This is a genomic window from Streptomyces sp. CGMCC 4.7035 (assembly GCF_031583065.1).
GTDB lineage: Bacteria > Actinomycetota > Actinomycetes > Streptomycetales > Streptomycetaceae > Streptomyces > Streptomyces yaanensis.
Genome location: NZ_CP134053.1, coordinates 3,999,973 through 4,024,054, shown reverse-complemented (window position 1 = coordinate 4,024,054; position 24,082 = coordinate 3,999,973). Strand labels below are relative to the sequence as shown.

Genomic DNA, 24,082 nt, shown 5'->3' with positions numbered 1-24,082 from the left:
GGCGGCGGCGGCCTGCTCACCTACCACTGGCCCTCCCGTAGCGCCGAGGAGCCGATGCGCCGGATGGCGTACTACGATGCGACCACGCCCGCCGACTCGGCGATGTACGCGATCGTCACCGGCCGGGAGGAGTCACCCCCGGGGCGTTCGCCACCATCCACCAGTCCTTCCGCTGCGTCGTCAGCCAAAGCCGCCTTCGCCCAGGTCGCGACCACCCTCCAGGCCCTGGCCACTCCCTCGCGGAACTCCCACGCGCGCGCCGCACTGTGGCGACGACTGGCCATCGCACCCAAGATCCGGACCATCCACGGGCCAGTGTTCTGCCGACCACCGCCATCGACACCCAATCCCCCTGCAGCTCAATCGGCCTACAGATTCCGTACCACCAGCAGACGAAGAACCCTCTGGCAGCCCCCGAGCCAACGCTCACGCGTTCTACAGAGAGGCAGCCCAGCTCAGCCAACGGTCCCACGGTGCACGCGGGCGGCAAGCCACAGCAGCAACGGACGTGACCTTCGCTGCCGCAAGGTCGATACTGCCCTCAGCAGGACTCCAGCCCCCGCTCGTCCACCGCGCCACGACTACCTGACGCTCCGTCATCAAAGTCAGCATCGAGTCAGCATCAGTACCGCCGGAACCCGCTTCCGACGGCCGCCGACCGCCAAGATCGTCAAGTGAAGGCATCGCCTCTGACCTAAAACGCAGGGGTCGTCCAACCGCTTCCGCCCCCGCAAGGATGCGGGCAGCAGCGGCCGGACGAACTCCCATTCGGCATCGGACAGTTCATGGCGGCGTATCACCCGTCCATGATCCACCATCCAAGATCATTTGAAGACACGTCTTAGGCCGACGAACCGTCGGATCAGGATGCCGCCGCCCCGGACGGGGCGGCGGCATTGAGCCTCACACCTTGATACAGGGCGTCATGCCCGTGGTTGTGCCTGGCGCTCGCGAAGGATGGCAACGCCGTCTCCATCGAGCGCATCGAGGTAGGACGCGCGACCGGCCATCGCCATGATCAGGGCCAGGGTCGTGCCGGACACGCGTGGCCCCTCGCCGGTGGTGAAGGGGCTGTCGGTGGCGGTCAGGCGCAGTCCGCGGATGCGGGTCTTGGTGAAGACGGGCAGATCGGTGCGCTGGTAGTAGTCGGCCAGGGTGGTCAACGTGCGGACGGGATAGTCGCGTTCGATGCCGAGCGGCCGGCGGATGTCCTCGCCGTGCACGATGGTCTCGCCGAGCATGGCCACGGTCGAGGGGATCGGCTTCGTCGTGCGGGTTGCCACTCGGCGGAACCGGTCGAGCGTCTCGGCCGGGGTAGCGCCCAGCTGTTCGGCCAGCCGCATGGCGACCTGCTTGTCGAAGTCGAAGCGGCAGCGGATCACGCCCGCCATCCACCGCACCGGGTTGAGGCCGGCCGCCGAGGTCAGGTGCGCGAGCACCTCACGAACGGTGAGCCCCTCGCACAGCGAGGGGGTGGCCCACTGATGGTCGGTCAGCTGCGCGAGGTCGGCGGCCAGGGCGGTCCGCTCGGTGTGGATCAGTGGCCAGGTTCCGGTGGCGGGTGTCGTCATGGGGGTGATGCTCCTGTGCGGTGGTCGGGCGGGCAGGGAACCGGTCAGCGGCTGATTAGGCCGACGTGGTTGCCGTCGAGATCGGTGAAGACGGCGATGCGGCTGGCGGGCGTGTCGGTCGGGGAGAGGATTCGGGTGGCGCCGAGCCGCTCGGCGCGGGCGAGCGCCGCATCGACGTCGTCGACCGGGAAGTAAGCGACGAGCCCGGTGTACGGGCTGTCCGGGCCCGCCTGCCCGACCCCGCCGGTCGGTCGGCCGTCCTCGTCGCCGACCAGGGCGTAGGTGTCGTCCAGCACGTGGACCGGCCAGCCGAACAGCTCCTGGTAGAAGCGGCGGGCGCGCAGCGCGTCGGGAGTGGAGATGTCGAACCAGGCGGCACTGCTCATCGGGGTCTCCTCGGGGTGTTGGAAACGATCGGTCGAAGAGGTGACTCCCGGAGTGGGGCAGAATCGTCCCTCGTGGGCGAGGAAATTTCGGCGGGATCCGCGACGGGCGACCTGGCCAGGGCGCGCGAGGGGGACGACGCCGCGTTCACCCGCCTGGTGGCGCCGCTGCGCCGGGAGCTGCACGCGCACTGCTACCGGATGCTCGGGTCGACCCACGACGCGGACGATGCACTGCAGGAGGCGCTGCTGCGGGCCTGGCGGGGCCTGGACCGCTTCGAGGGGCGTAGTTCACTGCGCGCCTGGCTGTACACCGTGGCCACCCGCACCTGCCTGGACGCCGTCGACCGGCGCGGCAGGCGGGCGATGCCCATCGACCTCGGCCCGGCCAGCGACCACGCGATGGTCGACGCCACCCCGCTGACCGAGGTCGCCTGGCTGGGCCCCTACCCCGACGCGGGCCTGCCCGCCGGCCCGGCCGGACCGGCCGCGCGGTACGAGCAGCGCGAGGCCGTCGAACTCGCCTTCGTCGCGGCCATGCAGCACCTGTCAGGCAACCAGCGGGCCGCGCTGCTCCTGTTCGACGTGCTCGGCTTCTCCGCCGCCGAGATCGCCACCATGATGGACACCTCCACCACCTCGGTGAACTCCGCCCTGGCCCGCGCCCGTCGACTGCTCGCCGAGCGGGTCCCGACGCGCTCGCAGCAGCAGACCCTGCGCAAGCTCGGCGACGCCCGGGTCCGCGAGACCGTCACCGCCTTCGCCACCGCCCTGCAAAGCGGCGACGCCGACGCCCTGGTCGCCCTGCTCACCGAGGACGTCGCCTGGTCGATGCCGCCGCTGGCCCAGTGGTACCGGGGCCGGGCCGCCGTCATGGACTTCGCCGTTGAGGTCCCGCTCACCCGCTGCCCGAGCTGGCGCTACCACCTCACTTCGGCGAACGGCCAACCGGCAGTGGCCTTCTACGTGGGCGCGAGCCGGTCGGCCCCGCACCTCGCGTGGTCGATCACGGTGCTGACCCTGCGCGGCGAGCTCGTCGAAGGCCTCACCTCGTTCCTGGGCGCGGAGCACGTGCAGCGGTTCGGGCTGCAGACGGAGTGGGCTTGAGCCAACGTCAGCCCCCCGAGGCCCCCAGGGTGTGGCTACGGCCGGGACCATTGACCATGGAGGCCAGACGACGGCGTTTCCCATTCTGAAACGATCAGTTAGGTGTCCACCAGAAGGACACACGGTGACCGGCCGGAGGGCCGACCGGGACCCGCCGGAAGGCCCGACAGCAACAGGACTTACGCTCTCGCTAGTTGCGCACCTGTTCGGTGCACCTGGGGAGGGGACCGTCGATGGACGATGGTGGCGTGGAGCGCGAGTACCGGAAGCGGCGGAAGCTGCCGCGGACGTACCTGCTCCTGCTGAGTGTGGTGATGCTGAACGCCCTCATCCAGAGCGGCCGCGTCTCCGAGGGCATGCACGGCTGGACATCGGCGGTGATCGCACTGCTCATGGTGACGACCGTCGTGCGGATCGTCCTGGAGCAGTACCGGGCGTACACCCGCGTCACCGCCGCCGGCATCACCGCGCAGGGCCCCGTGCGATCGCGCACCTGGGCCTGGCACGAGGTGTACGACATCCGGGTGCAGCCGGCCCCGCGTGGCTCGGGCCGGATGGCCCCGCAATGGATCACCTACCTCTACGACCTCGAGGGCCGCCGCTTCCAGCTCCCGCACCTCAACGACTGGCAAATGGACGACCCCTACGCCGAGGTCTCGGAGCTGTGTCTGGCCGCCGCCCCGTACCGCAGCCTCACCTGGGAGCGGCGTCCTGAGGTCGAGGAGCGGATCCTGCGGCGGGCCGCGCGGCGCAAGGCGTGGACCTGGGCCACGTACGGCGCGCTCGTCGTGTTCTTCGCCATGTTGGCGGTCGATCTCTATCGTGTCGTCGTCGGGCTACCGGAACACCTGCTCCTGCTGCTCGTATGCGTGCCGCTGGCTTCCCTCGTCGCCCTGGGCGCCGTACTGCAGTGGTACTGGACCACGCGTCTACCGCCCGCCCTCGCGCAGCAGCCGTAGCCCCTGGAGTGACGCGGCGAGCAGGAGAGCGTGCCCGCCGGATGCTCCACCCCGGGCGTCCACCGACTGCGACGTTCCCGGTGACCTCCACGTGGCGTATGACGGCCAGGCGCCGCTTAGCCTCACGGTCGAGCGGCGGTGTGGTGGGGGTGGACTCCGACATGCGGATCTCCGTAGTGATCGGAGACCCAGGTGTCAACAATGATCGTCAGTTTTAGATCCTGCAGTGCATCTGAGGCAGGCGGACACAACCGCGCGCCATCTTCGCCCAGCAGATCTCCGGCAGCGACAGGGACCACGCCGCGATCGCACGTGAGCGGGCTGCGGGCTACTGGTACAGCGTGTACCGCTGCTCTCCCGGAGTGAATGAGGGCTCGCCGGGGCCGGAGGGTGCCTACTGCGCCTTCGGCCAGGCTCGGACGGCGTCTGCCGCGTACTCCAGAGTCTGTCCGCCGCCGCGGGGTCCAGCGCGTGGGCGGCGACGCCGCCTCCTTCCGCGTCCGCCTCTATGACCTGCGCCTCCTGGTTGTCCTCGAAGTAGCGGCCGGTCACGGCATCCAGCAACGGCGACGCGGCGAGCAACACGGACGTCGCGGCACCCTGCGCAGGAGTCTTGTAGTGCGGCAGCGGGGTGAGGTTCCCGTCCTCGTCCATCACGCCGAACGCACGCATGGTGTCGTCGTCGAGATGCCTCTGGAGGTTGGTGAGGATGAACCCAGGGTTGAGCGCATTGGCGGTGATGCCGTCGACCGCCCAGCGGCGGGCGCCCACGGCGAACAGGACGTCGGCCGTCTTGGACTGCCCGTAGGCCGCCCACGGGTCGTAGGGGCGCCGCTCGAAGTGCGGGTCGTCGAAGTCGAAGGACGCCCAGCGGTGGGCACCGGAGCTGACGACCACGATGCGGGCCGAGCCCGCCTGACGCAGCGAACCATGCAGGGCCCAGGCCAGGGCGAAGTGCCCGAGGAAGTTGGTGGCGAGCTGCATCTCCCAGCCCGCGTCGGTGACGGCCCGTTCCGGAAGGGCCATGATCCCCGCGTTGGCGACGAAGATGTCGAGCGGCCCGCGCCAGGCCCGCGCGAACGCGTCCACCGACGGCAGGTCCGCCAGGTCCAGCGCTGCCGCCCGCACGAGGCCCGCACCGGGAACGTCGGCGAGTTCGCGGATGAGCGGCTCGGCGAGCGTGGGGCGGCGCGTGGCGACCGTGACCTCGGCGCCGGCGGCCGCCAGAGCCCTGACGGTCTCGGCACCGATGCCGGAGGCGCCACCTGTGACGACGATGCGGCGGCCGGTGAGGTCCACGCCATCGATCACTTCGGCGGCGGTGGCATCGGAGTCGTAAGGAGTGATCAAGCGGGAGTTGGTGTTCACCAAGGGCCTTTCCGGTCGAGAGGGTGCTACGTAGATCGACTCCAGTGAAGGACGGACGGGGTGTGTTCACTGGTATATGCCATGGCAACTGCGCGGCATGGGTGCCGGCAGGCGCTTCGTGTGTTGCCAGGTCGAGGTGGATCCGCTCGAAGCGGTGGACGGTGACCCCGACGTGCCGACGTGAACCCGGCGGTCCCCCAAGGAGCATTCCCCGATGCACCTCGGGGGGACCGCCCGACACGGCTCTCGCGGGATCAGCGGCGGCCCGCCCTGGGCTTTCACCCCGAGCACGGCCGCCGCGTCGGCATTCCCGTGATGGCGTCAGTACTTGATGACGGCGCGCCCCACGATCTCGCCCGTCCTGATGCGGTCGATCGCATCGTTCACGTCGTCGAACGCGATCTCGTGGATGGTGTGCTGCACCTTCCCCTGCTGAGCGAGCGCGACGACTTCGCTCAGGTCGTTGTAATTTCCCCAGAACGACCCGTGGTACGTGTACTCGCGAGCCACCAACGGGAACAGGGGGATATCGATACGGTCCCCGACGAGGCCGACCGACGAGTAATGCCCCGCGGTGGCGAGCAGCCCGAATCCCAGCCGGATCATCTCCTCGGCACCGGCGCAGTCGATGCCCGCGTCGATCTCGCTCTGACCGGTGGCCGCGTTGAGTTCAGCGCGGACTTCATCGAGGGATCGGCCACCGATGTTGATGGCGTGGTCCGCGCCGAGCTTCTTCGCGAGGTCGAGCTTGTCCTGGTTGCGAGCGAAGGCGACGACGGTGGCGCCGGCGCCGAGCAGCTTGGCGTACTGCACGGCGTAGGTGCCCAGGGCTCCCACCCCCATGACTCCCACGACGCGGCCGGCAGCGAGGGCGCCGGCATCACGGAGCTTCTTGAGGCCGCGGTACGGGGTCAGGCCGGCGTCGGTCAACGGCGCCAGTTGCTCGGCGTTGAGGCCGTACTGCCTGTCCACCTTGATGACGTACGCGGCGGGGACCGGAACGTACTCGGCGTAGCCGCCGTACGGTCCGAACCCCGGCCACGCGCCGTGGGAGCAGATCTGGGTGTCGCCGCGGTGGCAGTGACGGCAGGTTCCGTCGCCCATCCCGCCCACGACCACCACCTGATCGCCTTCGCGGTGGCCGCCGGCCTCGGCTGCGCTGCCGACCCGGACGATCTCACCGGCGATCTCGTGGCCCGGTATGACCGGGAACTGGGACGGGGCGTACTTGTCGAAGTAGCCGTCCACGAGCTGTACATCGGTGCGGCACATGCCGGCGGCCCCGACCTTGATCAGCACCTCGTCGGGGCCGATGTCGGGAGTAGGCACCTCTTCGAGGACCAACGGCTGGTTGTAGCCGTACATTCGGGCTGCACGCATCGTGCTGCTGACCGTAGGTGTGGTGGACATGACTGGCTCCTAACGGAGTGTTGTTGTGCGATTGCGTACGCCCTGGTGGGCAGCCCGGCCACTCAGCCTCTACACGGGTCCATAAGGGAATGAAGCCCCTTATTTACGTGAAAAATGGTTAAACCGGAGAAAGTGCTGCACCAGGGGCGCCCCAGGGGCCCGCCGTGGAGCACCCGGAGCTTTCGTACAGCGGCAACTATTGCCGGATGGGACGCCCGTGGAATCCGGGAAGTACACCGGCCGAGTCCCTGGGGGGGGTGGCGGGACACACGGGGTAGGGCGACATGAAGGCGAGGGCAGCCGCCAGGACACGCGGTTGTTGAGAATCGTCGGGGGTTCTGGAGACGCCGCCGACCGGGCGCCTTGCGCGCCGGCCGAGGACGGCGGCCTCGTGTACCTCGCCGTCCAGGGCCACCCCTGTCAGGCGGGATACCTGGGCGGACTCTGATCAGCAGACCTTGCCGCTGCCACTGAGCGCATCTCGTTCCTCCCCGGCGTGGCGCTGGCGCCTTCGTCGAGGCCATTGCCTCGACGGGGCCTGCCGCGGCGGGGCGATCAGGTGGTCACCCGCACAGAGGAGTCCCTCGGGATCACGCGCTGTAGCCGGCTCGAGAGTGCTCCTGCCCCCAGGGTCGTGGCCAGTGACCCACCCGGGTGCGACCAGGTCCCCAACCCGGAACAGTCAGGGGTGCTCCCGAAGAGAGCAATGCCCAAGGCGAGGCCCCCACAGGTCACCAATGGCCGACGAGGTGCAGGCCGAGAAGCCCCGGGCAGTTCGTTCTCCGGCCGCTGATCAATGTCGGGAATCAATTCCTCTGTCGTAGCCCATGTGATCTGGACTCAGAAGTGAGGCGTCATGAAACAAGAGACCGGGACACGCCTGTCCGGCCAGTCGCCTCCTGAGCCGCCGAAAGTCGACATCACCCTCAACGCCAACGGCGCTCCCCGCTCCCCCAGCGTCGACGCGCGTGTCACGCTGCACGACGCTCTGCGTGACCACCTCGGGCTCACCGGGGTGAAGAAGGGGCGTGACCAGGGTGCGTGCGGCACCTGCACGGTGATGGTCGACGGCAAGCGCGTGGTGTCGTGCCTCGCACTGGCCGCGCGACGAGAAGACCGCCACCAGCCGGATCACCGGCAGCACCGTGGGCGGCATCAGCCAGGCGATGTTCGAGGAAACCGGCACCGACCAGGGCACCGGACGCATCGCCAACGCGACGTTCGGCGACTACCTCATGCCCGTCAACGCCGACATCCCTGACATGGACGTGTTCTTCGTCGGCACGCCCGACAGGGCAACTCCTGTCGGCACCAAGGGAGTCGGCGAAGTCGCACTGGTCGGCCTCGCCGCAGCGATCGGCAACGCCGTCCACCACGCCACAGGACGCCGCATCCGCTCCCTGCCCACCACCATCGACCGGCTCATGCTCTGAGCGCAGCGGGGCGGTCCCGGAGACGGCAAGTCCCAAGGGATGGTCCGCGCCGTGGTTGCGGCAGTGCGACCGCACTCAGGAAAAGGAGGGGCGCCATGCCCGACGAACAAGCGGAGATCTCGGCTGACCAACTCGCCGTCGATCACATCAGCCCACTGCCCACCCGTATCCACTGGATCCTGTGGTCCTCGGTCCAAGTCCCGATGCGGGCCGTGTTCCATTACGACCCCGGCGATCCCCTGACGGTGTCTGTCCAACTGCTGCCTCCGCTGGGACCTGCCGTGACGTGGGTAGTCTCGCGTGATCTGCTCTACGAAGGCACGCAGGGGCGCAGCGGCATGGGCGACGTACGGCTCTGGCCCTCACTGACGTGCGGCCCGCCCACGATGTGCATGCGCCTTGAATCGCGTGGCACGACGGCACTGTTCGAGGTGGACCTGCCCAAGTTGGAGGAGTGGCTCCTGAGCACCTTCGACCTCGTGCCACCTGGTACGGAACTGGACAGAACGAACTGGGACCTGCTGGTGGAGCGTCTGCTCGGCGATGCCTGAGCGCCCCTCGGACCAGCGCTGGCCCCTCCTCACGGACGAGCACTCATCAAGGTCGCGCGCATCGCGCTCGACAGGCCTGTGCGCTCGTCATCGGACACCCCATGATTCCAACGGAGAGATGATGTCCCGTACGTTCCTCATCACCGGCGTCAGCAGCGGCCTCGGCCGCGCCTTCGCCACCGCCGCCCTCGACGCCGGTCACACCGTCGTGGGCACCGTCCGGAGCCCGGACCAGGCAGCCGCCTTCGAGCAGCTCGCCCCGGGACGCGCCCACGCCCGCATGCTCGACGTCACCGACACCGATGCCATCGCGCCGACCGTCAGGGCGATCGAGGACGAGATAGGCCGCATCGACGTGCTCGTCAACAACGCCGGCTACGGGGTGGAGGGCACCTTCGAGGAGAGCCCGCTCGACACCTTCCGCCACCAGTTCGACGTCAACGTCTTCGGTGTCATCGCGGTCACCCAGGCCGTCCTGCCCGGCATGCGCGAGCGCCGTGACGGTCACATCCTGTTCGTGACCTCCATGGGCGGTCTGCGTACGTACCCCGGTCTGTCCGCCTATCACGGCTCCAAGTTCGCGGTCGAGGGCATCGCCGCCTCGCTCGCCCAGGAGGTCGCTGAGCTGGGCATCCACGTCACGGCCATCGACGTGGAACACCGCGGGGATGAGGGCCACCGCCAGCAACACCCTGATCGCACAGGACGTGTTCGTACCCGAGCACCGTGTGCTGTCGGTACCCGCCGCCGCGGAGGGCGTCTACCCGCGTACCCTCCGGGACGCGTTGCTGTACGCGTCGGCGTTCGGGCCGATGCTCATCCTGTGCCTGGTCGGACCACTGCTCGGGCTGGGCAAGGCCGCGTTGGGAACGGTGGTGGGCGACGCCACCGCGAAGCCGCTGTCCTTCACCGTCCACGGCCGGCAGGCCGACTCGGTAGGTGTCCAGATGCAGGTGGCCGAAGCGGCACTCAAGCTGGAGACGGCCCGCCTGCACACCTATCGGGCCGCGGACGAGGTGGACCAGGCCGCCCGATCCGGCCGGCCGCTGGACTACTCGGCACGCACGTACATCAGGGCGCGCGCGGGGTTGGCGGCACAGCACGTGCTGGAAGCGATCAGCACACTGCTGAACGCCCACGGCTCCTCCGGTTTCGCCGACGACCGGCCGCTGCAGCGGGTCTGGCGGGACGCCAACGTCGCCGCGCGCCACGCCGGACTGGTCCCGGCGGTCGGCCTGGAGGTCTACGGCAAGACGCTGCTCGGCGTGAGCGAGCGAGTGAGCCTCATGGTCTGAGTCCACCGCGGTCCTGAGCGCAGGGGGGTGGCAGCGCCCGGCGCTCAGGGCCGCATACGCTGACCTGCGAGGTCCGGTCGCCGGTCGGTTCTCTAGGATGCTGGCATGGCTTCGACTACCCGCCGTCCTTCCAGTGCGGCCGACCGACGGGCGGCACTCGAGAAGCGGATTCTGTCCGTGATCGGGGAATGCCTGCGCAGTGGTGTCACGTACACCGAGCTGAGCGTGGAGCAGATCGCGAAGGCCGCGGGCATCTCCCGTTCGACGTTCTATCTGTACTTCCGTGACAAGGTGGACGTTTTGCTCCGGTTGAGCGGCTCGCTCAAGAAGGAGAGTTACGAGATCGCGGCGGCCTGGAGGCCCACCGGCCCCGGGGGCGGTGTCGACGGTTTGGCGCGCACCTACGAGTTGATCCTTCGGCACTACCGCGAGCACTCGGCCCTTATGTCCGCGATCAACGAGGTGGCCGCGTACGACCCCCTGGTGCGTGAGGCGTGGAACGCGGACCAGGACCGGTTCGTCGACAACCTCGTGACGGTGCTGGAGGAGGAGCAGCGGGCCGGCCGGACTCCCCGGGACATCGACCCCCGGCTCGCCGCCAAGGCGATCGTCAAGGGAGGCGACCAGGTCATCACGCAGCAGATTTCCGGTAGCGACGGCAGCGACGACGCCGCTGTCGCCGAAGAGCTGGCCCGCGTCTACTGGTACGGCGTCTACCGCCGGCCCGCCGCAGACCCAGCCGGAGGCTGACGGACCGCCTGCCGCCCGGCGCCGCCCACGACATACAGCGATTCCGGACTCGGTCCACCGTCAGGAGTGCAAGCGTGCCCAGCCCTCGTCGCAGCAGACACAGCTGGCCCACATCGGAGACCGGGTTACTCATGAGAGCCACGGAACGGACCACCGCTTTCCGCGCACGTCGACGCCTGTGGGCTGCCGAGAGTGCCAGCGGTCGCGTCACGGAACCGGAGCTCTTCTTCGATCTCGTGTTCGTCTTCATGGTCACCCAGGTGACGCACGCGGTGGAGACGCATCCCGGCTGGGAGGGCCTCCTCAAGGGACTCTTCCCCCTGGTTGTCGCGTGGTGGATGTTCAGCGGGTTCGGCTGGCTCACCAACGCCGTGCGGCCCGACGCGGTGCCCGTACGCCTCCTTCTGACGCTCGCGATGATGGCCTTCTTCATCATGGGCCTGGATGTTCCGTACGCCTTCGAACCCGAGGGCTGGGCATTCGCCCTGGCGTACCTGGCCGTGGTCGCCATCCACTGCCTGGTGTACGTCACGACCAGCGTCCCCTCCGCCCGGCAGGCCATCATCAGGAACGCGCCGTTCAACGCCGTGGCCGGCGTTCTCGTCCTCCTCGCGCCGCACCTGCCCGAGACGAGCGGCTGGATCGCGTGGGCGGCGGCAGTGGTCGTCCTCTACCTCTCGCCGTTCCTGGGGCGCATCCGGGGGTTCGTCATCGAGCCGCACCACTTCGTGGAACGCCATGCCCTCCTCCTGCTCGTGGTGCTGGGCGAATCAGTGGTCGCCGTCGGTATCGGCGCCCAGAGCCCGCAGAGCCACCCGGTGGGCACCTCCCTGGCGCTGGGGGTGGCACTGGGCATCTCGGTGGCTTCGGGTGTGTGGTGGGTGTACTTCGACGGTGACGAGACCAAGGCCGAGTCCGAATTCGAGAAGGCACCCGAGCACCGGAGGCAGATGCTGGCCTACTACGCGTTCACGGGCGGGCACCTGGTGATGATCGTCGGCATCATCCTCGTCGCAGCCGGCATCACCGACGCCATCCACCACTTCGACGGACATGCGAACCGGTGGTGGCTGGGGTCGGGTACCGCGGTCTTCCTCGTCGGGCACGCGATCTACCGTGCACTGCTGGGAAGCGGACGGATCGTCGACCGCCTGGTCGGGGCGACCGGCGCGGTGCCGCTGGGGACCTTGGCGGGTTTCGCCGGGTGGGCCGGCATGACCGCGGTCACAGGCGTGCTGGCCGGGGTCGCCGCCGTGGACCACCACCTCATGGCACGCAACCCCTGAACCGCGCCGGACGGGCCGACGCAACCAGTACCGGCCCTGGCCTGCGAAGACGCGGACAGCCAGGCTCGTCGCTGAGCTTGTCCGCCCCCGAGAGCGCCCCTTGGTCCGGCCGGACGGGCGGGCTGACCGCGCCGGCCGACGACAGGTCAGGCCGCCGGAACCCTGCCGGAGCCCCTGGTGCCGAAGCCTCGTCGCAAGCTCCACTGCGCGAGCGGCAGCAGGGCGTCCACCAGCGCCTGGCCGTCCGGGGCCAGCCGATAGCGGACCTGTACCGGAGTGGTGGGGATGACGGTGCGCTCGATGAGGCCCGCCGCCTCGAGTTCCTTCAGGCGCTGGGAGAGCAGGCGGTCGGAGATGCCGTCGATCATCGCCCGGTACTCGCCGAAGCGCCGGGCGCCCTGGGCCGCGGCCTGCAGTACCGAACCCGTCCAGCGGCGGCCGATCATTTCGAGGGTGCCCTCGAAGCTCGGGCAGCTGTCGTCATGAATGGTTTCCACTTACAAAAGATTAGCACCTTACCCATCGTTTTGGCGTGGGAGCGGTCCGGCGCACTGTAGACGCATGACCGACTACCAACGCCCACTCTCCTTCGGAGTGAGCCTTGAACCTTCTGCCGGGGTATGGCCGCAGACCCGGCTCCTCGCCCGGAGAGCAGAAGACTCGGGCCTCGACTACCTCGCCGTCCAGGACCACCCCTATCAGCCCGGTCACCTCGACGCCTGGACCCTGATCACGCACCTGTCCGCGCTCACGCACCGGATCTCCTTCCTCACCGACGTCGCCGACCTGCAGCTGCGGCCGCCGGTGATGCTCGCCAAGGCTGCCGCGTCGCTGAGCGTGCTCACCGACGGACGGATCCAGCTCGGTGTCGGCGGGGGCGGCATCCCCGACGCCATCGCCTCGATGGGCGGACCGGCGCGACGCGGCCAGGACATGGTGGCGTACACCGAGGAGTCCCTGGGTCTGCTGCGCACGGCCCTGTCCGACGGCGCCGTACAACTGCACAGCCCGTACCACTCCGTCGACGGCTACCGCGCCGGACCGGTGCCCCCGAAGCCCGTCGAGCTCTGGCTCGGCGCCCAGAAGCCCAGGATGCTCGCGCTCACCGGCCGGGGGGCCGACGGCTGGATCTCTCCGCTCAACATCTATGTCCCGCCACAGGAGGTCCCGTCCCGGCAGCGGATCATCGACGAGGCGGCCGCCGGCGCGGGTCGCGACCCGGGGACGCTGCGGCGGGTCTACAACGTGATCGGTGTGATCGGCGAGCAGCGGGAGGGAACCGGGCTGGTCGGCGATGTACGGCGCTGGGTGGACACCCTCACCGAGTGGACCGTGGAACTCGGCTTCGACACCTTTGTCTTCTGGCCCGCCACCGATCCGGAGCGGCAGCTCGCGCTCTTCGCCGACGAGATCGTGCCCGCCGTGCGCGAGCGCGTCGACGCCGTCAGGAGCGGACGATGAACGGCGCCCTCGGCACACTGCCGGCCGAGCTGGCCGGGAAGACGGTCACGCCCGACGACCGGCGCTACCGGATGCTCCGGTCCACCTACACCACCGTGGGCCGCCCGGCCGCCGTCGTGCTGCCCGAATCCGCGGGCGACGTCGCGGCGGCGCTGCGGCTCGCACGGGAGACGGGACTTCGGGTCGCGGTCCGCAGCGGCGGCCACGGGCTGTCCGGCAGCGGCACCAACGAAGGCGGCCTCGTCATCGACCTGAGCGCGCTGCACAAGGTGGACGTCCTCGACCGAGGCTCCCGTCTGGTCCGTGTCGAGGCGGGTGCCCGCTGGGCCCAGGTCGCCCAGACGCTCGCTCCGCACGGGCTCGCCATCAGCTCGGGTGACCACGGCAACGTCGGTGTCGGCGGCATCGCCACCGGGGGCGGCGTCGGCTGGCTGGTACGACGGTACGGGCTCACCGTCGACCACATCCGTGCCGTGGAGGTCGTCCTGCCCGACGGAACGTTCGTGCGCGCCGATGCCGAGACCGAGCCCGACCTGTTGTGGGTGATGCGCGGGGCCGGCGCGGGCGCCGGGATCGCGGTGGCCTTCGAGATCGAGGCCATGGAGGTTCGTGGTGTCGGCTACGCGCAGCTGGTCGCGGCGGTGGACCCCGCCGGGGAGACGCTGCGGCGCTGGGCCGAGGTCATGGAGCGGGCGCCGCGCGAGCTGTCGACGGCGGTGATGCTGGCCTCGCAGGGCACCACCACCGCCGCGTTCGTCACCGCGGTCGTGTCCTCGGACCGTGCGTCCGTCATCCGTGATGCCGTCGGACCGCTGCTCGGTATCGGTGACGTGACGGCCCAGCAGGCCCACATCGTCCCCTACACCGAGCTGGTTCCACCGCACCATCAGCACACGAACACCGGGCAGATGCCGGCCAGCACCACCAACGGACTGCTCACCGGCATGACCCCGGACGCCGCCCGCGCCCTGGTCACCGCGTCGGCCGCCCCCGACCCGGTCCTGATCCAGCTGCGCTCGCTCGGCGGCGCGACCCACGACCCGGCTCCCTCGGCCACGGCGTTCGCCCACCGCCACCAGAACACACTCGTCATCGCCTCGGCGTTCCCGCCGGACGACCGTGCCACGCTGGCCGCTGCCTCGACCCCGCTCGCCCGGCACACCGACGGCGCCTATGTGAACTTCGAGAGCGCCCCCGACGAGGCCACGTTCGCTCCACCGGCACCCGCGTCACCGACCTGTGGAAGCGCTACGACCCCGACGGCGTCCTGCGCCCCCGGCCGTCGGTCTGACCGCCGACCTGATCGATCTCACCGACCCAGAGCCCCGCGGCACCCGCTGCGGGCGACCATCCCCCTTTGTTCACTGCACCCCGTAATGGAGATACACGCGTCCGGTTCTTCGACCCCGACGGCCGACTCGTCGAGGTGTCCGCCGGGGTCGCGCAGAAGCCCTTCCGGGCCAGGGCAAACGCCCGGATCAGGTGGGAGCCCGTACACCACTCCACAGGACGCAACCCACCTAAATCGAGCTGCCTCGGGTGCCTTATGTGGAATCGGACAGGTCTAGCCTGCAGTCATGGCCCCGATCCCGTGGGGCAGTTTCCCACTGTCGCAGAGCGTCAACTAGCTCGCCGGTGGCCCACACTAACGCTCCTGGTTGTGGGTGCGGTCGGGACCGGAGCTCTGGCCCTTCTTCTCAATGCCTGCCTTGCGCCCCTGCTGGATGCCGCGGCGTAGGTTGCTCAGCCTGCCCCGGACGTCATCGGGAGCGCGAGAGACCTGCGGACCCCCCTGTGGGGTCGATGCGTTGTTCCCGTGGACCAGATCGGCCCTGGGCACCCGGTGCGGCAGGCCCGACGGGGTTGTAGCGCCTGGGAGCAGTCTGTTGACCGTGACGGCCGGATGGGCAACGATCCTTTCAGACCACTGCCGGGTGCCTCGCGCTTCCTTTCCGGATAGTTCGATGCGGATGGCGGGAGTCTGCGCGATCCCGGCATCGAGGTGAGCACGGACGATGATCTTGCTGCCAGGCGCGGAGTAGACGGTGTCGTTCGCCTCATCAGGCGCGATCTGCCTGCTGCCCGCGTACAGTTCCACCTTCACGTCGTCAAGTGGCACTCCGGCGGTCTGTGCAATCTCAACTGACAGTCGACCTGGGTTGCCGGGGAACTGCATGGCCGCGGCATGCGTGATTTCAAAGCGGGGCTTGAGGCTGTCGTCTCGCAGGGAACGCTCCAAAGCGAGCTGGTCGCGCATCACGTTGACCTGTGCCTCGGCAGTTTCGACGGCGCGTCTTGCGCTATGTGCTTGCCACCAGCCCACCGCCGCTGCGGCAGCAGCAACAAGCGCGCCGGCAGCGGAGATGAAGTCCCCCGCATCCATCCATCCGCCCCTGTCTCATGTCGTGTGCACCGTCACCGTCACTTCCCTCACTGACGACGAGGGACGACGCCCCCCAGGTTCTCAGCTGAGACAGGATTCCCAGACCATCTCTGGAGAACTCGTCAGCTCGATACAGCCTGAGCGTCGACGGCGGTTACCGCAGAGCGTCGTCTTCCGCACGCCGGGGCTGCTGCCAACAACCGCGATCCAGTGCTCTGCCACCACCGCAGCCTTCCACACCCCGTCACTGACAGCTACAACCACTCCCGTTACCCGCACGGCCTACCAGCCGTCACCGCAGCCGATGCCCTGCCAGTACCGGCATAGAAAGGTCACACCCCTGTCTCGGTTCTCAATAACTTGTCCGTTCCACGGAAACGCCCAATGGCGCCACGTCCGCAACAACTCCCCAGAGGAATGGCAGGACGTGGTGGCGACGATGCAGCAGCAACTCACCGACACCCAATCGGACCTGGAAGACCTGGAGCAGCGCGTCATCGACGGCTGTTCCCCGTGGGCCTGCGGCGGTGAAGTCGAGCCGGGGCAGGACGACTTCGGGCTGGCCGCTTGATAATCCTGGACCTGTTCTCGGGACCGGGTGGATGGAGCCACGCTCTCACCATCCTCGGCGTACGGGACGTGGGCCTGGAATGGGACGAATGGGCCTGCAAGACCGTGCTGCGGCTGGGCAGTTGACCATTCGCACGGACGTGGCCATGTATCCGGTCCAGCCATTCATCGGGAAGACCGTCGGGCTCATCGCGAGCCCTCCCTGCCAGGCATGGTCGATGGCCGGCAAGCGCCTCGGCCCGGTGGACCAGCCGCTGGTTCACCAGGCGGTCGCGGATCTCGCCACCGGGCGGGACACCCGCGAGAAACTGCTCGCCGCTTGCCGGGACGAGCGCAGTCTGCCGACCGCAGAGCCCATGCGCTACCTCCATGCCTTGAACACAGTGGGCGAACCGGAGTGGGTTGCCATGGAGGAGGTCCCCGACATTCTGCCGCTGTGGCGGCAATAAGCGGCCGTTCTGCGCCGGTGGGGATTCTCCGTGTGGACCGGCATTCTCAACGCGGCTGACTACGGCGTTCCCCAGACGAGGCGGCGGGCGATCCTGCTCGCGTCCCGGGTTCGGACGGCCGAGCCCCCGCCGCCCACGCACGCCCACGTCGAGGAACCTGAGTCACTGTTCGGGCCGGGCCGCGCGAGGTGGGTCAGCATGGCCGAGGCGCTGGGCTGGGGTGCGACCGATCGGCCCGTGCCCACCGTGTGCGCCGGCGGCGGGCCAGGAGGCGGCCCCGAGCGGCGGCGCGGGAGACGGCGGCACGAGCGGTGAGCCAGCCGCCGATCGCTGCGTCGAACGCGTCGCCGTCGATGCGCTGCAGTACCCGGCGCATGGTCGCCTCGCTGGGCGCCCGGAACGGCCGGTCCGGATCACACAGCGCGGCCCCGCAACAGAACAGCAGCCGGTCAGAGGCATCGGCAGCCCACTCGGCGATCGCGGTGAGGGACTTTGCCCCGGCCAGGACCGCGCAGGCGGCAACCGTCAGGACATACGGCAGCGGGTGACGACGGCCCCGGCGGCGGCGCGGGTCGGGCACGCGGGACAGCCGGGCCAGAAGGTCGGGCAGTTCGTCGGGGCAGGCACGATCACGTCCCGCGAGTTGGCCCAACCCGACGGGGATGGGTGATGATGGCGCAGCAGGCACGGTCTTCCGTTGTGGTGATCAGCGAACTCGACACTCCATGATCACCGGAAGCCGTGCCTGCAGGCGTATCCGCCGACCGTCACGAACCGCTCACCACCGCCGACTTGGGGTATCCAGCCCATACCCGCGGCTCCGGGCCAACCGCGAGAACGACGGAGCCCTGGGATCAAGGGTCATTGAGGCGACGGCACACACGGAGCGCGCGGCGTCCAGCGGCTCCTGCATGCCGGCCACCATGCAGGCGAAGCCGGTGCCCTGCCAACCGGCACACCGCGTCATTCCGAAGGAATGCGAAACTCGAATTCGGGACGGTCCCACGGCACGGCGGGCGGGTTCGCGAGCGCGGTCCCGGTCCGCACCGCACCCACGCGGCGGTAGAAGTCCGCGGCGGGAAGATGCGACACGACCTTGAGACGGTCGAGCCCGGCGGCACGGGCCTCGGACTGCATGTGCGCCACGAGCAGCCGTCCAATGCCCCGTCCTTGCGCTTCGTCGGCGACGAACAGCAGGTCGAGCTCCGGTGGCGCGAGGACGAGCGAGTAGAACCCGAGGACCCGGCCTCCATGCTCGTCGCCGCCGACGGCCACGAAGGCGCGGTGGGCCTCGATGTAATCAGGACCGACCCGGTAGCCCGCGACTGCGGCTGCGTACTTACCCTCGTAGGCGCCTGAGCCACGCACGAGCCGCGTGAGCCGTTTGGCATCCCGCGCGACGGCCCTCCGTATCGTGATCGGCTGGCTGATCGGGGAAGTGCGTGAACTCATCGGGAGAGTATTTCGCACCGGGGAGTGCCTTCGTGCGGCGGGTCGGCTGCTCGGGCAGGCGTTCCCGCACCGCTCCCGGGAACCGCTCGCCCAGGCCCCGATCGGCCACGTCACTGCCGCCGAGTCGGCCGCCCGCCAGCAGCAACTGGACGCCCGAACAGCTCTTACTTGCCCACCGCACCGTCCGCGGAGAATGGCGCGTGCATTCCCCTACCGTGTGTTGCGCGATCGAGTAGCTTCGCGCGGGCGAGACGGCGTACTTCTGGCGGGCCGGGCTCGCTGTATTCGCTAGCGTCTACCCATGTTGCATACGAGATTTACCGAAATGTTCGGTATCACCTACCCGGTGATGGCGGCCCCGATGGCACTGCACAGCGGCGGAACACTCGCCGCAGCGGTCTCCGCGGCCGGCGGGCTCGGCTCCTTCGGGGGTACACATCCCTGGAAAGGGCCTGACTGGATCCGTGCGGAGATCGCGACCATCCGTGCCACGACTCACCTCCCGTTCGGAGTCGGCTTCATCACGCCGTTCCTCCCCTTCACCGAACCGCTTTTCGAGGCCGCTCTGGAAGAGCGACCAGAGGTCATCGCGCTGTCGTTCGCCGACCCGCAGCCGTGGCTTGCTCGCGCCAAGGCCGCGGGAGCCCGGGTGATGTGCCAGGTACAGAACTACGATGACGCACGGGCGGCCGTCGCCGCGGGTGCCGATGTCCTCGTGGCGCAGGGTACCGAGGCCGGTGGCCATACCGGGACGATGGGACTCCTGCCGTTCCTGGCCGGGATCGTGAGGCGTTACCCCGATGTTCCGGTGCTGGCCGCAGGGGGCATCGGCGATGGCCGAACACTCGCGGCCGTCCTCACCGCCGGGGCGGACGGCGCCTGGCTGGGCACGGCGTTTCTCGCCACGCCCGAAGCCATCGAGGTACACGATGTCCACAAGCGTCTGATCGTCGAGAGTGATGGCGGCGACACCGTATGGACGCGGGCCTACGACATTGTGTCGGGGCTGCCGTGGCCGGCGACCATCGGTGAACGAGTCCGCCGCAATCGGTTCACCGATGAGTGGTCGGAGCGTGAGGCGACGCTGCGGGACCGCAAAGAGGAATTCGCGCCCCCGAGGGCGGTCAGTCCCGTTGAGGGCCCGCCCGACCCTGACACGAGCGCGATTCTCTATGGCCAGTCGGCGATCTTCGTCGATGCCGTCCGTCCCGCCGCGGAAGTGGTCCGCACGATCGGTGACGAGGCCGAGGCAATCCTGGGCTCGCGGCCTCGATCGCTGTTGAGCTGACGAGCAACCCCCGCTCGTGCGGGGACGACGAGGCTCGACGATCCGGTCGTGAACGACTGAGTCGCCACCGGCGGGATGGCGGCGGGGAGGTGGCGGAATGCCGGTGGATGCGGTCGGCTGAGTTTGGTGAACGCATGGTTGCGGATGGTCTCTGGGAGCTGCTGACGGTGGCTGCTCTGTCATTCTCGTGATGTCGCCGAGGCGTGCTCGGTGATGGCTTCGAAGAGGAGGAGGCTCTGATCCACCAGTTCCTCCCTTGAGATGTCCAGAACTCCATTGAACCAGCTCAGCAGCATCTCGCTGACCGCGCCCACGACGGCCACGGACAGGGTGGTGGGGTCGATCCGGGGATCATGGAGCCCTTCCCTCAGGAGGGAGTCCACGAGGCCGCTCATGCGCTGCAGGCCCAGACGCCGTTCGCGTGCCGTGAGGGGACCGGCCCCCAGGGATTCCGTGAGTTTGACGCGCCCTTTTCTCGGGTCTTCCAGAGGAAGCCCGGTGATGACGTCGATCATGTTTCGAGCCCGGTCGCGCAGTGGCTGGTCTGTGGCGATCGCCTCGGTGCACCGGGTGATCTGTTCCTCGTAGATGTCTCTCATGAGCGCTGCCATGAGATCGTCGAGGGACGTGAAGCTCTCCGCGAAGTACCTGTCCTTCAGTCCGGCGTGGCGGAGTACCGCACGGATGGAGGTGTGGGCGTATCCCTGGCTGGAGAAAAGTTCGAGACCGCTTTCCATGAGGCGCCGACGGCGGAGCGAAGCGCGCTGTTCCGCCGTGGCTCCGCCATATGTCCTCACGGTGTGCCACCTCTCCTTGAGGCGTCCAGGTGATGGTGCGATGTCACGCACCGGGGCCCGGCCTGCCGACCGCGATGCTCAGTGGCCTCGTGTGAGGTTTTGAGCCGCCGGTCCGGCCCCCGGCCATGGCGTTTCCTCCCGTATTACACCCATCTGGTGACAGGCTACCCCAGATGGGTGTAATGTCGAATTCATTCAGTCGTGAACCACGAAAGCGCTCCTCCCAGGGCCGGTACCAGCCGCAAGGGGCGTCGCAGATGTGGCCCACCCGCAGGTTCGACGCGCTGGGCCACCGCGCAGGAAAGTCATGACCGGCAGCGGCCTGCGTACCGCGCTGAGCACCCCCGTGCCCGCTGGTCATCCACGTATCGAACACCACGGAGTGTCGTGGTCCCATGGCATGCCGTGGGGAGAGTTCACCAATGGATCCCAACCATCTGTTCATCGGCGGACGCTGGGTGCACACGTCCGGCGACCGTGTCATCGACGTCGTATCCGCGAGTACCGGCGATCATCTTGGTGCCGTGCCGGACGGTTCCCAGGACGACATCGACCGGGCGGTCGGAGCCGCTCGTGCCGCATTCGACGCACCGACCGGCTGGGCCTCGTGGGGCCCTGAACATCGCGCGGCCGCCATGATCCGTCTCGCGGATGCGCTCGATGCCAGGAGGGGGGCGACATCCGCCGCCGTCAGCGCGCAGAACGGCATGCCGATCACTGTCGCCCGGTCCTTCGAAGGTGTGGTGCCGTCAGCCCTGCTGCGCTACTACGCGGCTCTGGCCGACAGCATGACGTCCGAGGAACTGCGTGCCGGACTGCCCCGGGGCACCACCCTGGTCCGACGGGAACCCGCAGGCGTCGTAGCCGCCATCATGACCTGGAACTTCCCTCAGACCATCGCCTTCTTCAAGGTGGCCCCGGCTCTGGCGGCCGGTTGTGCGGTCGTCCTCAAGCCGGCTCCGGAGACGGTCCTCGACTCGGTGCTGCTGGCGGAGGCCGTCGAGGAAGCGGGCATCCCCGACGGCGTGATCAACATCGTTCCGGGCGGCCGCGACACCGGCGCCTATCTGGTCTCCCATCGTGACATCGACAAGGTGTCGTTCACCGGATCCACCAGAGCGGGACGCCAAGTGGCGGCCGTATGCGCCGAGTTGCTGCGGCCGGTGACCCTGGAACTGGGAGGCAAGTCCGCCGCCGTCGTCCTCGACGACGCCGACCTCGCCGCGACCGCAGAGCAGTTCTTCATGGCCAGTCTGCTGAACAACGGTCAGACCTGTTACGCGAGTACCAGGATCCTGGCCCCCCGCAGCAGGTATCGGGAAGTGGTCGAGTTCTGTACGGCGATGGCCCGTGACGCCGTCGTCGGTGACGCGCTCGACCCCGACACCCAGATCGGCCCCCTCGTCAGCCGGCGCCAGCGCGAACGGGTCCTGGGTTACATCAAGACCGGCCTCAACGAAGGGTCTCGGCTCACCACCGGAGGAGGCCGGCCACCCGGCCTCGATCGAGGCTGGTTCGTCGAACCCACCGTATTCGCCGACGTAGAGAACTCATCGACCATCGCGCAGGAAGAAATCTTCGGCCCGGTCCTCACGATCACGCCCTACGACGGCGAGGACGAGGCAGTGCGCCTGGCGAACGAGTCGGCCTACGGCCTCGCCGGCACCGTCTGGACCACGGATCTGGATCACGGTGCCCAGGTGGCCCGCCGTTTGCGGACCGGCACCGTCGGGCTCAACGGCTATCTGCCCGACGTCACCTCCCCCTACGGAGGCAGGAAGGCCAGCGGACTCGGCAGCGAACTGGGGCCCGAGGGGCTTCACGCATACCAGCAATTCCAGTCGATCTACCACCCCTGATGCGACAGCCGGCATCCGTCGCCCGGCTCGGGCGAGTCCGGGCGACGGCCGCTCGCCGGGCGAGGGAACCAGCATGACTTCCACCGGAATCGAAGGATTCGACTACGTCATCGTGGGCGCCGGCAGCGCCGGTTGCGTGCTCGCGGACCGCCTGAGCCGTGACGACCGCGTTCAGGTGCTGCTCCTCGAAGCGGGCGGCCCCGACACCGACGACCTCATCCACATCCCGGCCGCGCTCGGAATGCTCTTCGGATCGCATACCGACTGGAGCTACCGGACGGTCGAGCAGCCCCGGCCGGGGCGCACTTTCTCCTGGCCCCGGGGCAAGACACTGGGCGGCTCGTCATCCACCAACGTCATGATCTACAGCCGGGGCAACCGGCACGACTACGACAGATGGCATGACGAACACGGTGCGAAAGGCTGGGGCTACGACGACGTCCTGCCCTATTTCATGAAGTCCGAGTCGAACCGCCGCCTCAGCGAGCCCTACCACGGTTCGGACGGACCCCTGCACGTCGAGGACCGCGTCTACACCCACGAACTCTCACAATCCTGGCTGGACGCCGCCGTGGAATGGGGACTGGACCGCAACGACGACTTCGCGGGTGCGTCCCCTGCCGGCGCCGGCCTGTACCAGGTGACATGCCATCACGGGCGACGGTGGTCCACGGCCGACGCCTATCTGCGCCCGGCCCTCGGCCGACCCAATCTCACGGTACGCACCAACGCCCTGGCAACAAAGATCACACTCGACGGATCACGCGCGGTCGGCGTCACCTATCTCCGGGACGGACAGGAACGGACGGCCCACGCCGACAGGGAGATTCTGCTCTGCGGCGGATCCATCAACTCGCCCCAGCTGCTGCTCCTGTCGGGCATAGGCGATCCCGACGAGCTGCACGATGTGGGGATAGACGTCCGAGTCCCCCTGCCCGGGGTCGGGCATAACCTGCAGGACCATTTGATGGCTCCCGTCGTGTGGGAGACCCGGAACTCCACTGACATCGTCCGGGACCTGCTCACCCCGGACAACCTCGAACGGTGGCGCACACACGGCGACGGGCCCTTCGCCTCCAACTACGGCGAGGTCGGCGCGTTCCTCAACGTCACGGACGGCCAAAGCCGTCCTGACGTCCAGCTGATAGGAGGGGCCACGGCACTCATTCTCAGCGGTGAGGAAGAACCTGACCGGCCGGTGTTCACGGTGAACTGCATCCCCCTGCACCCGCAGACCCGCGGCACCGTCCGTCTCGCGTCGGCCGATCCGCAGGCCCCACCGCTGATCGATCCCCGGTACTTCGACGTGCCCGCGGATACGTCGGTCATGGTCGCCGGACTCAGAGCGGTCATGGGCATCGCCCACTGCGCACCGTTCGCCGAACACCTGGCGCGGTCGTACCTGCCGGCCAGTGACGACCTGGACTGTCTGGACGGCCTGGGCGACGTGGCTCTCGAAGAGCACGTCCGCAGATGGAGTGCCACGGCGTACCACCCAGTGGGCACCTGTGCCATGGGAACCGGGCACGACGCCGTCGTCAATTCGGACCTGGAGGTCTACGGACTCGAGCGACTCCGCGTCGTCGACGCCTCGGTCATGCCGACTGTCACCAGTGGAAACACCAACGCACCCACGATCATGATCGCCGAAAAGGCTGCCGAGCTGATCGGGGAGCGGCCTTGCTGAACTCGACGTTTCTGAAGCCCTGT

At 68.7% G+C, this 24,082-nt stretch carries 22 protein-coding genes and 5 pseudogenes; 16 read left to right on the top strand and 11 right to left on the bottom strand.

Features of this window, described 5'->3' with window-relative positions; genetic code table 11:
- Positions 1–71 precede the first annotated feature (71 nt).
- From Q2K21_RS17305 to Q2K21_RS17295, 3 genes are all read right to left on the bottom strand, one after another.
- Complete coding sequence (locus Q2K21_RS17305; RefSeq protein WP_310771712.1) at positions 72–284, bottom strand: hypothetical protein; 213 nt, start codon at positions 282–284, stop codon at positions 72–74.
- Between the two features lie 639 nt (positions 285–923).
- Positions 924–1,571 (bottom strand): maleylpyruvate isomerase family mycothiol-dependent enzyme, encoded by a 648-nt coding sequence (locus tag Q2K21_RS17300; protein ID WP_310771709.1) that lies wholly within the window; start codon positions 1,569–1,571, stop codon positions 924–926.
- Between the two features lie 44 nt (positions 1,572–1,615).
- The gene (locus Q2K21_RS17295; RefSeq protein ID WP_033355375.1) at positions 1,616–1,957 is read right to left on the bottom strand and encodes a VOC family protein; all 342 of its coding nucleotides are present in this window, start codon (positions 1,955–1,957) and stop codon (positions 1,616–1,618) included.
- A gap of 72 nt (positions 1,958–2,029) precedes the next feature.
- On the opposite strand from Q2K21_RS17295, the gene Q2K21_RS17290 reads away from it, so the two are divergent.
- Positions 2,030–3,061 carry a sigma-70 family RNA polymerase sigma factor gene (locus Q2K21_RS17290; protein ID WP_310771706.1) on the top strand — a complete coding sequence of 344 codons (1,032 nt, stop codon included), beginning with the start codon at positions 2,030–2,032 and terminating at the stop codon, positions 3,059–3,061.
- 233 nt (positions 3,062–3,294) lie between these two features.
- On the top strand, positions 3,295–4,020 hold the full coding sequence (locus Q2K21_RS17285) for a PH domain-containing protein (RefSeq protein WP_310771704.1): 726 nt from the start codon (positions 3,295–3,297) through the stop codon (positions 4,018–4,020).
- A gap of 55 nt (positions 4,021–4,075) precedes the next feature.
- Here the strand turns inward: Q2K21_RS17285 and Q2K21_RS36020 are convergent.
- From Q2K21_RS36020 to Q2K21_RS17275, 3 genes and pseudogenes are all read right to left on the bottom strand, one after another.
- Positions 4,076–4,183, bottom strand: a pseudogene (locus Q2K21_RS36020) (IS481 family transposase); the annotation flags it as partial.
- A gap of 231 nt (positions 4,184–4,414) precedes the next feature.
- Positions 4,415–5,370, bottom strand: a pseudogene (locus Q2K21_RS17280) (SDR family NAD(P)-dependent oxidoreductase).
- Positions 5,371–5,709: 339 nt separating this feature from the next.
- The gene (locus Q2K21_RS17275) at positions 5,710–6,798 is read right to left on the bottom strand and encodes an NAD(P)-dependent alcohol dehydrogenase (RefSeq protein ID WP_310771702.1); all 1,089 of its coding nucleotides are present in this window, start codon (positions 6,796–6,798) and stop codon (positions 5,710–5,712) included.
- Positions 6,799–7,654: 856 nt separating this feature from the next.
- Between Q2K21_RS17275 and Q2K21_RS17270 the strand changes: the two genes are divergently transcribed.
- The 7 genes and pseudogenes from Q2K21_RS17270 (at position 7,655) to Q2K21_RS17240 (ending at position 12,113) form a co-directional block, all read left to right on the top strand.
- On the top strand, positions 7,655–8,059 hold the full coding sequence (locus tag Q2K21_RS17270) for a (2Fe-2S)-binding protein (RefSeq protein ID WP_386275601.1): 405 nt from the start codon (positions 7,655–7,657) through the stop codon (positions 8,057–8,059).
- Positions 7,944–8,231, top strand: coding sequence for a hypothetical protein (locus Q2K21_RS17265; RefSeq protein ID WP_310771700.1), 288 nt, complete (start codon positions 7,944–7,946; stop codon positions 8,229–8,231). The genes Q2K21_RS17270 and Q2K21_RS17265 overlap by 116 nt, the downstream gene beginning before the upstream one ends.
- Before the next feature lie 95 nt (positions 8,232–8,326).
- On the top strand, positions 8,327–8,782 hold the full coding sequence (locus Q2K21_RS17260; protein ID WP_310771698.1) for an SsgA family sporulation/cell division regulator: 456 nt from the start codon (positions 8,327–8,329) through the stop codon (positions 8,780–8,782).
- Positions 8,783–8,900: 118 nt separating this feature from the next.
- Positions 8,901–9,434 (top strand): annotated as a pseudogene (locus Q2K21_RS17255) (SDR family NAD(P)-dependent oxidoreductase); the annotation flags it as partial.
- Positions 9,435–9,450: 16 nt separating this feature from the next.
- Entirely contained in the window at positions 9,451–10,077 is a 627-nt protein-coding gene (locus Q2K21_RS17250) for an acyl-CoA dehydrogenase family protein (protein WP_310771695.1), read from the top strand.
- 105 nt (positions 10,078–10,182) lie between these two features.
- Positions 10,183–10,827, top strand: coding sequence for a TetR/AcrR family transcriptional regulator (locus tag Q2K21_RS17245; RefSeq protein WP_310771693.1), 645 nt, complete (start codon positions 10,183–10,185; stop codon positions 10,825–10,827).
- Positions 10,828–10,958: 131 nt separating this feature from the next.
- Positions 10,959–12,113 (top strand): low temperature requirement protein A, encoded by a 1,155-nt coding sequence (locus Q2K21_RS17240; RefSeq protein ID WP_310771691.1) that lies wholly within the window; start codon positions 10,959–10,961, stop codon positions 12,111–12,113.
- A 146-nt stretch (positions 12,114–12,259) separates the two neighbouring features.
- On the opposite strand, the gene Q2K21_RS17235 is transcribed toward Q2K21_RS17240, so the two are convergent.
- A complete protein-coding gene (locus Q2K21_RS17235) occupies positions 12,260–12,610 on the bottom strand; it encodes a winged helix-turn-helix transcriptional regulator (RefSeq protein ID WP_310771689.1) in 351 nt (116 codons plus the stop codon).
- Positions 12,611–12,674: 64 nt separating this feature from the next.
- On the opposite strand from Q2K21_RS17235, the gene Q2K21_RS17230 reads away from it, so the two are divergent.
- A complete protein-coding gene (locus Q2K21_RS17230) occupies positions 12,675–13,574 on the top strand; it encodes an LLM class flavin-dependent oxidoreductase (protein WP_310771687.1) in 900 nt (299 codons plus the stop codon).
- Positions 13,571–15,142, top strand: a complete 1,572-nt coding sequence (locus Q2K21_RS17225; RefSeq protein WP_310771684.1) for an FAD-binding oxidoreductase — start codon at positions 13,571–13,573, stop codon at positions 15,140–15,142. The genes Q2K21_RS17230 and Q2K21_RS17225 overlap by 4 nt, the downstream gene beginning before the upstream one ends.
- A gap of 77 nt (positions 15,143–15,219) precedes the next feature.
- Here the strand turns inward: Q2K21_RS17225 and Q2K21_RS17220 are convergent.
- A pseudogene (locus Q2K21_RS17220) lies at positions 15,220–15,447 on the bottom strand (hypothetical protein); the annotation flags it as partial.
- A 937-nt stretch (positions 15,448–16,384) separates the two neighbouring features.
- Between Q2K21_RS17220 and Q2K21_RS17215 the strand changes: the two are divergent.
- Positions 16,385–16,528, top strand: coding sequence for a hypothetical protein (locus Q2K21_RS17215; RefSeq protein ID WP_310771682.1), 144 nt, complete (start codon positions 16,385–16,387; stop codon positions 16,526–16,528).
- Positions 16,528–17,258, top strand: a pseudogene (locus Q2K21_RS17210) (DNA cytosine methyltransferase); the annotation flags it as partial. The gene Q2K21_RS17215 and the pseudogene Q2K21_RS17210, both read left to right, overlap by 1 nt.
- On the opposite strand, the gene Q2K21_RS17205 reads toward Q2K21_RS17210, so the two are convergent.
- Both Q2K21_RS17205 and Q2K21_RS17200 read right to left on the bottom strand, forming a co-directional pair.
- Positions 17,170–17,556 carry a transposase family protein gene (locus Q2K21_RS17205; RefSeq protein WP_386275839.1) on the bottom strand — a complete coding sequence of 129 codons (387 nt, stop codon included), beginning with the start codon at positions 17,554–17,556 and terminating at the stop codon, positions 17,170–17,172. The pseudogene Q2K21_RS17210 and the gene Q2K21_RS17205 overlap by 89 nt on opposite strands.
- Before the next feature lie 383 nt (positions 17,557–17,939).
- Positions 17,940–18,428, bottom strand: coding sequence for a GNAT family N-acetyltransferase (locus Q2K21_RS17200; protein ID WP_310771678.1), 489 nt, complete (start codon positions 18,426–18,428; stop codon positions 17,940–17,942).
- A gap of 325 nt (positions 18,429–18,753) precedes the next feature.
- Here Q2K21_RS17200 and Q2K21_RS17195 point away from each other — a divergent pair, with 325 nt between their 5' ends.
- Entirely contained in the window at positions 18,754–19,716 is a 963-nt protein-coding gene (locus tag Q2K21_RS17195) for an NAD(P)H-dependent flavin oxidoreductase (protein ID WP_386275595.1), read from the top strand.
- A 179-nt stretch (positions 19,717–19,895) separates the two neighbouring features.
- Here the strand turns inward: Q2K21_RS17195 and Q2K21_RS17190 are convergent, their stop codons facing one another.
- The gene (locus Q2K21_RS17190; protein ID WP_310771674.1) at positions 19,896–20,564 is read right to left on the bottom strand and encodes a TetR/AcrR family transcriptional regulator; all 669 of its coding nucleotides are present in this window, start codon (positions 20,562–20,564) and stop codon (positions 19,896–19,898) included.
- A 371-nt stretch (positions 20,565–20,935) separates the two neighbouring features.
- On the opposite strand from Q2K21_RS17190, the gene Q2K21_RS17185 reads away from it, so the two are divergent.
- Positions 20,936–22,372 (top strand): aldehyde dehydrogenase, encoded by a 1,437-nt coding sequence (locus Q2K21_RS17185; RefSeq protein ID WP_310771672.1) that lies wholly within the window; start codon positions 20,936–20,938, stop codon positions 22,370–22,372.
- Positions 22,373–22,445: 73 nt separating this feature from the next.
- Complete coding sequence (locus Q2K21_RS17180; RefSeq protein WP_310771670.1) at positions 22,446–24,059, top strand: GMC family oxidoreductase; 1,614 nt, start codon at positions 22,446–22,448, stop codon at positions 24,057–24,059.
- The last annotated feature ends 23 nt before the right edge of the window (positions 24,060–24,082 follow it).

Excerpts from the sequence above, each read along its gene's own strand:
- Q2K21_RS17305 (WP_310771712.1), bottom strand. The coding sequence starts at position 284 with ATGGCCAGTCGTCGCCACAGTGCGGCGCGCGCGTGGGAGTTCCGCGAG.
- Q2K21_RS17300 (WP_310771709.1), bottom strand. The coding sequence starts at position 1,571 with ATGACGACACCCGCCACCGGAACCTGGCCACTGATCCACACCGAGCGG.
- Q2K21_RS17295 (WP_033355375.1), bottom strand. The coding sequence starts at position 1,957 with ATGAGCAGTGCCGCCTGGTTCGACATCTCCACTCCCGACGCGCTGCGC.
- Q2K21_RS17285 (WP_310771704.1), top strand. The coding sequence starts at position 3,295 with ATGGACGATGGTGGCGTGGAGCGCGAGTACCGGAAGCGGCGGAAGCTG.
- Q2K21_RS17275 (WP_310771702.1), bottom strand. The coding sequence starts at position 6,798 with ATGTCCACCACACCTACGGTCAGCAGCACGATGCGTGCAGCCCGAATG.
- Q2K21_RS17270 (WP_386275601.1), top strand. The coding sequence starts at position 7,655 with ATGAAACAAGAGACCGGGACACGCCTGTCCGGCCAGTCGCCTCCTGAG.
- Q2K21_RS17260 (WP_310771698.1), top strand. The coding sequence starts at position 8,327 with ATGCCCGACGAACAAGCGGAGATCTCGGCTGACCAACTCGCCGTCGAT.
- Q2K21_RS17250 (WP_310771695.1), top strand. The coding sequence starts at position 9,451 with ATGAGGGCCACCGCCAGCAACACCCTGATCGCACAGGACGTGTTCGTA.
- Q2K21_RS17245 (WP_310771693.1), top strand. The coding sequence starts at position 10,183 with ATGGCTTCGACTACCCGCCGTCCTTCCAGTGCGGCCGACCGACGGGCG.
- Q2K21_RS17240 (WP_310771691.1), top strand. The coding sequence starts at position 10,959 with ATGAGAGCCACGGAACGGACCACCGCTTTCCGCGCACGTCGACGCCTG.
- Q2K21_RS17230 (WP_310771687.1), top strand. The coding sequence starts at position 12,675 with ATGACCGACTACCAACGCCCACTCTCCTTCGGAGTGAGCCTTGAACCT.
- Q2K21_RS17225 (WP_310771684.1), top strand. The coding sequence starts at position 13,571 with ATGAACGGCGCCCTCGGCACACTGCCGGCCGAGCTGGCCGGGAAGACG.
- Q2K21_RS17200 (WP_310771678.1), bottom strand. The coding sequence starts at position 18,428 with ATGAGTTCACGCACTTCCCCGATCAGCCAGCCGATCACGATACGGAGG.
- Q2K21_RS17195 (WP_386275595.1), top strand. The coding sequence starts at position 18,754 with ATGTTCGGTATCACCTACCCGGTGATGGCGGCCCCGATGGCACTGCAC.
- Q2K21_RS17185 (WP_310771672.1), top strand. The coding sequence starts at position 20,936 with ATGGATCCCAACCATCTGTTCATCGGCGGACGCTGGGTGCACACGTCC.
- Q2K21_RS17180 (WP_310771670.1), top strand. The coding sequence starts at position 22,446 with ATGACTTCCACCGGAATCGAAGGATTCGACTACGTCATCGTGGGCGCC.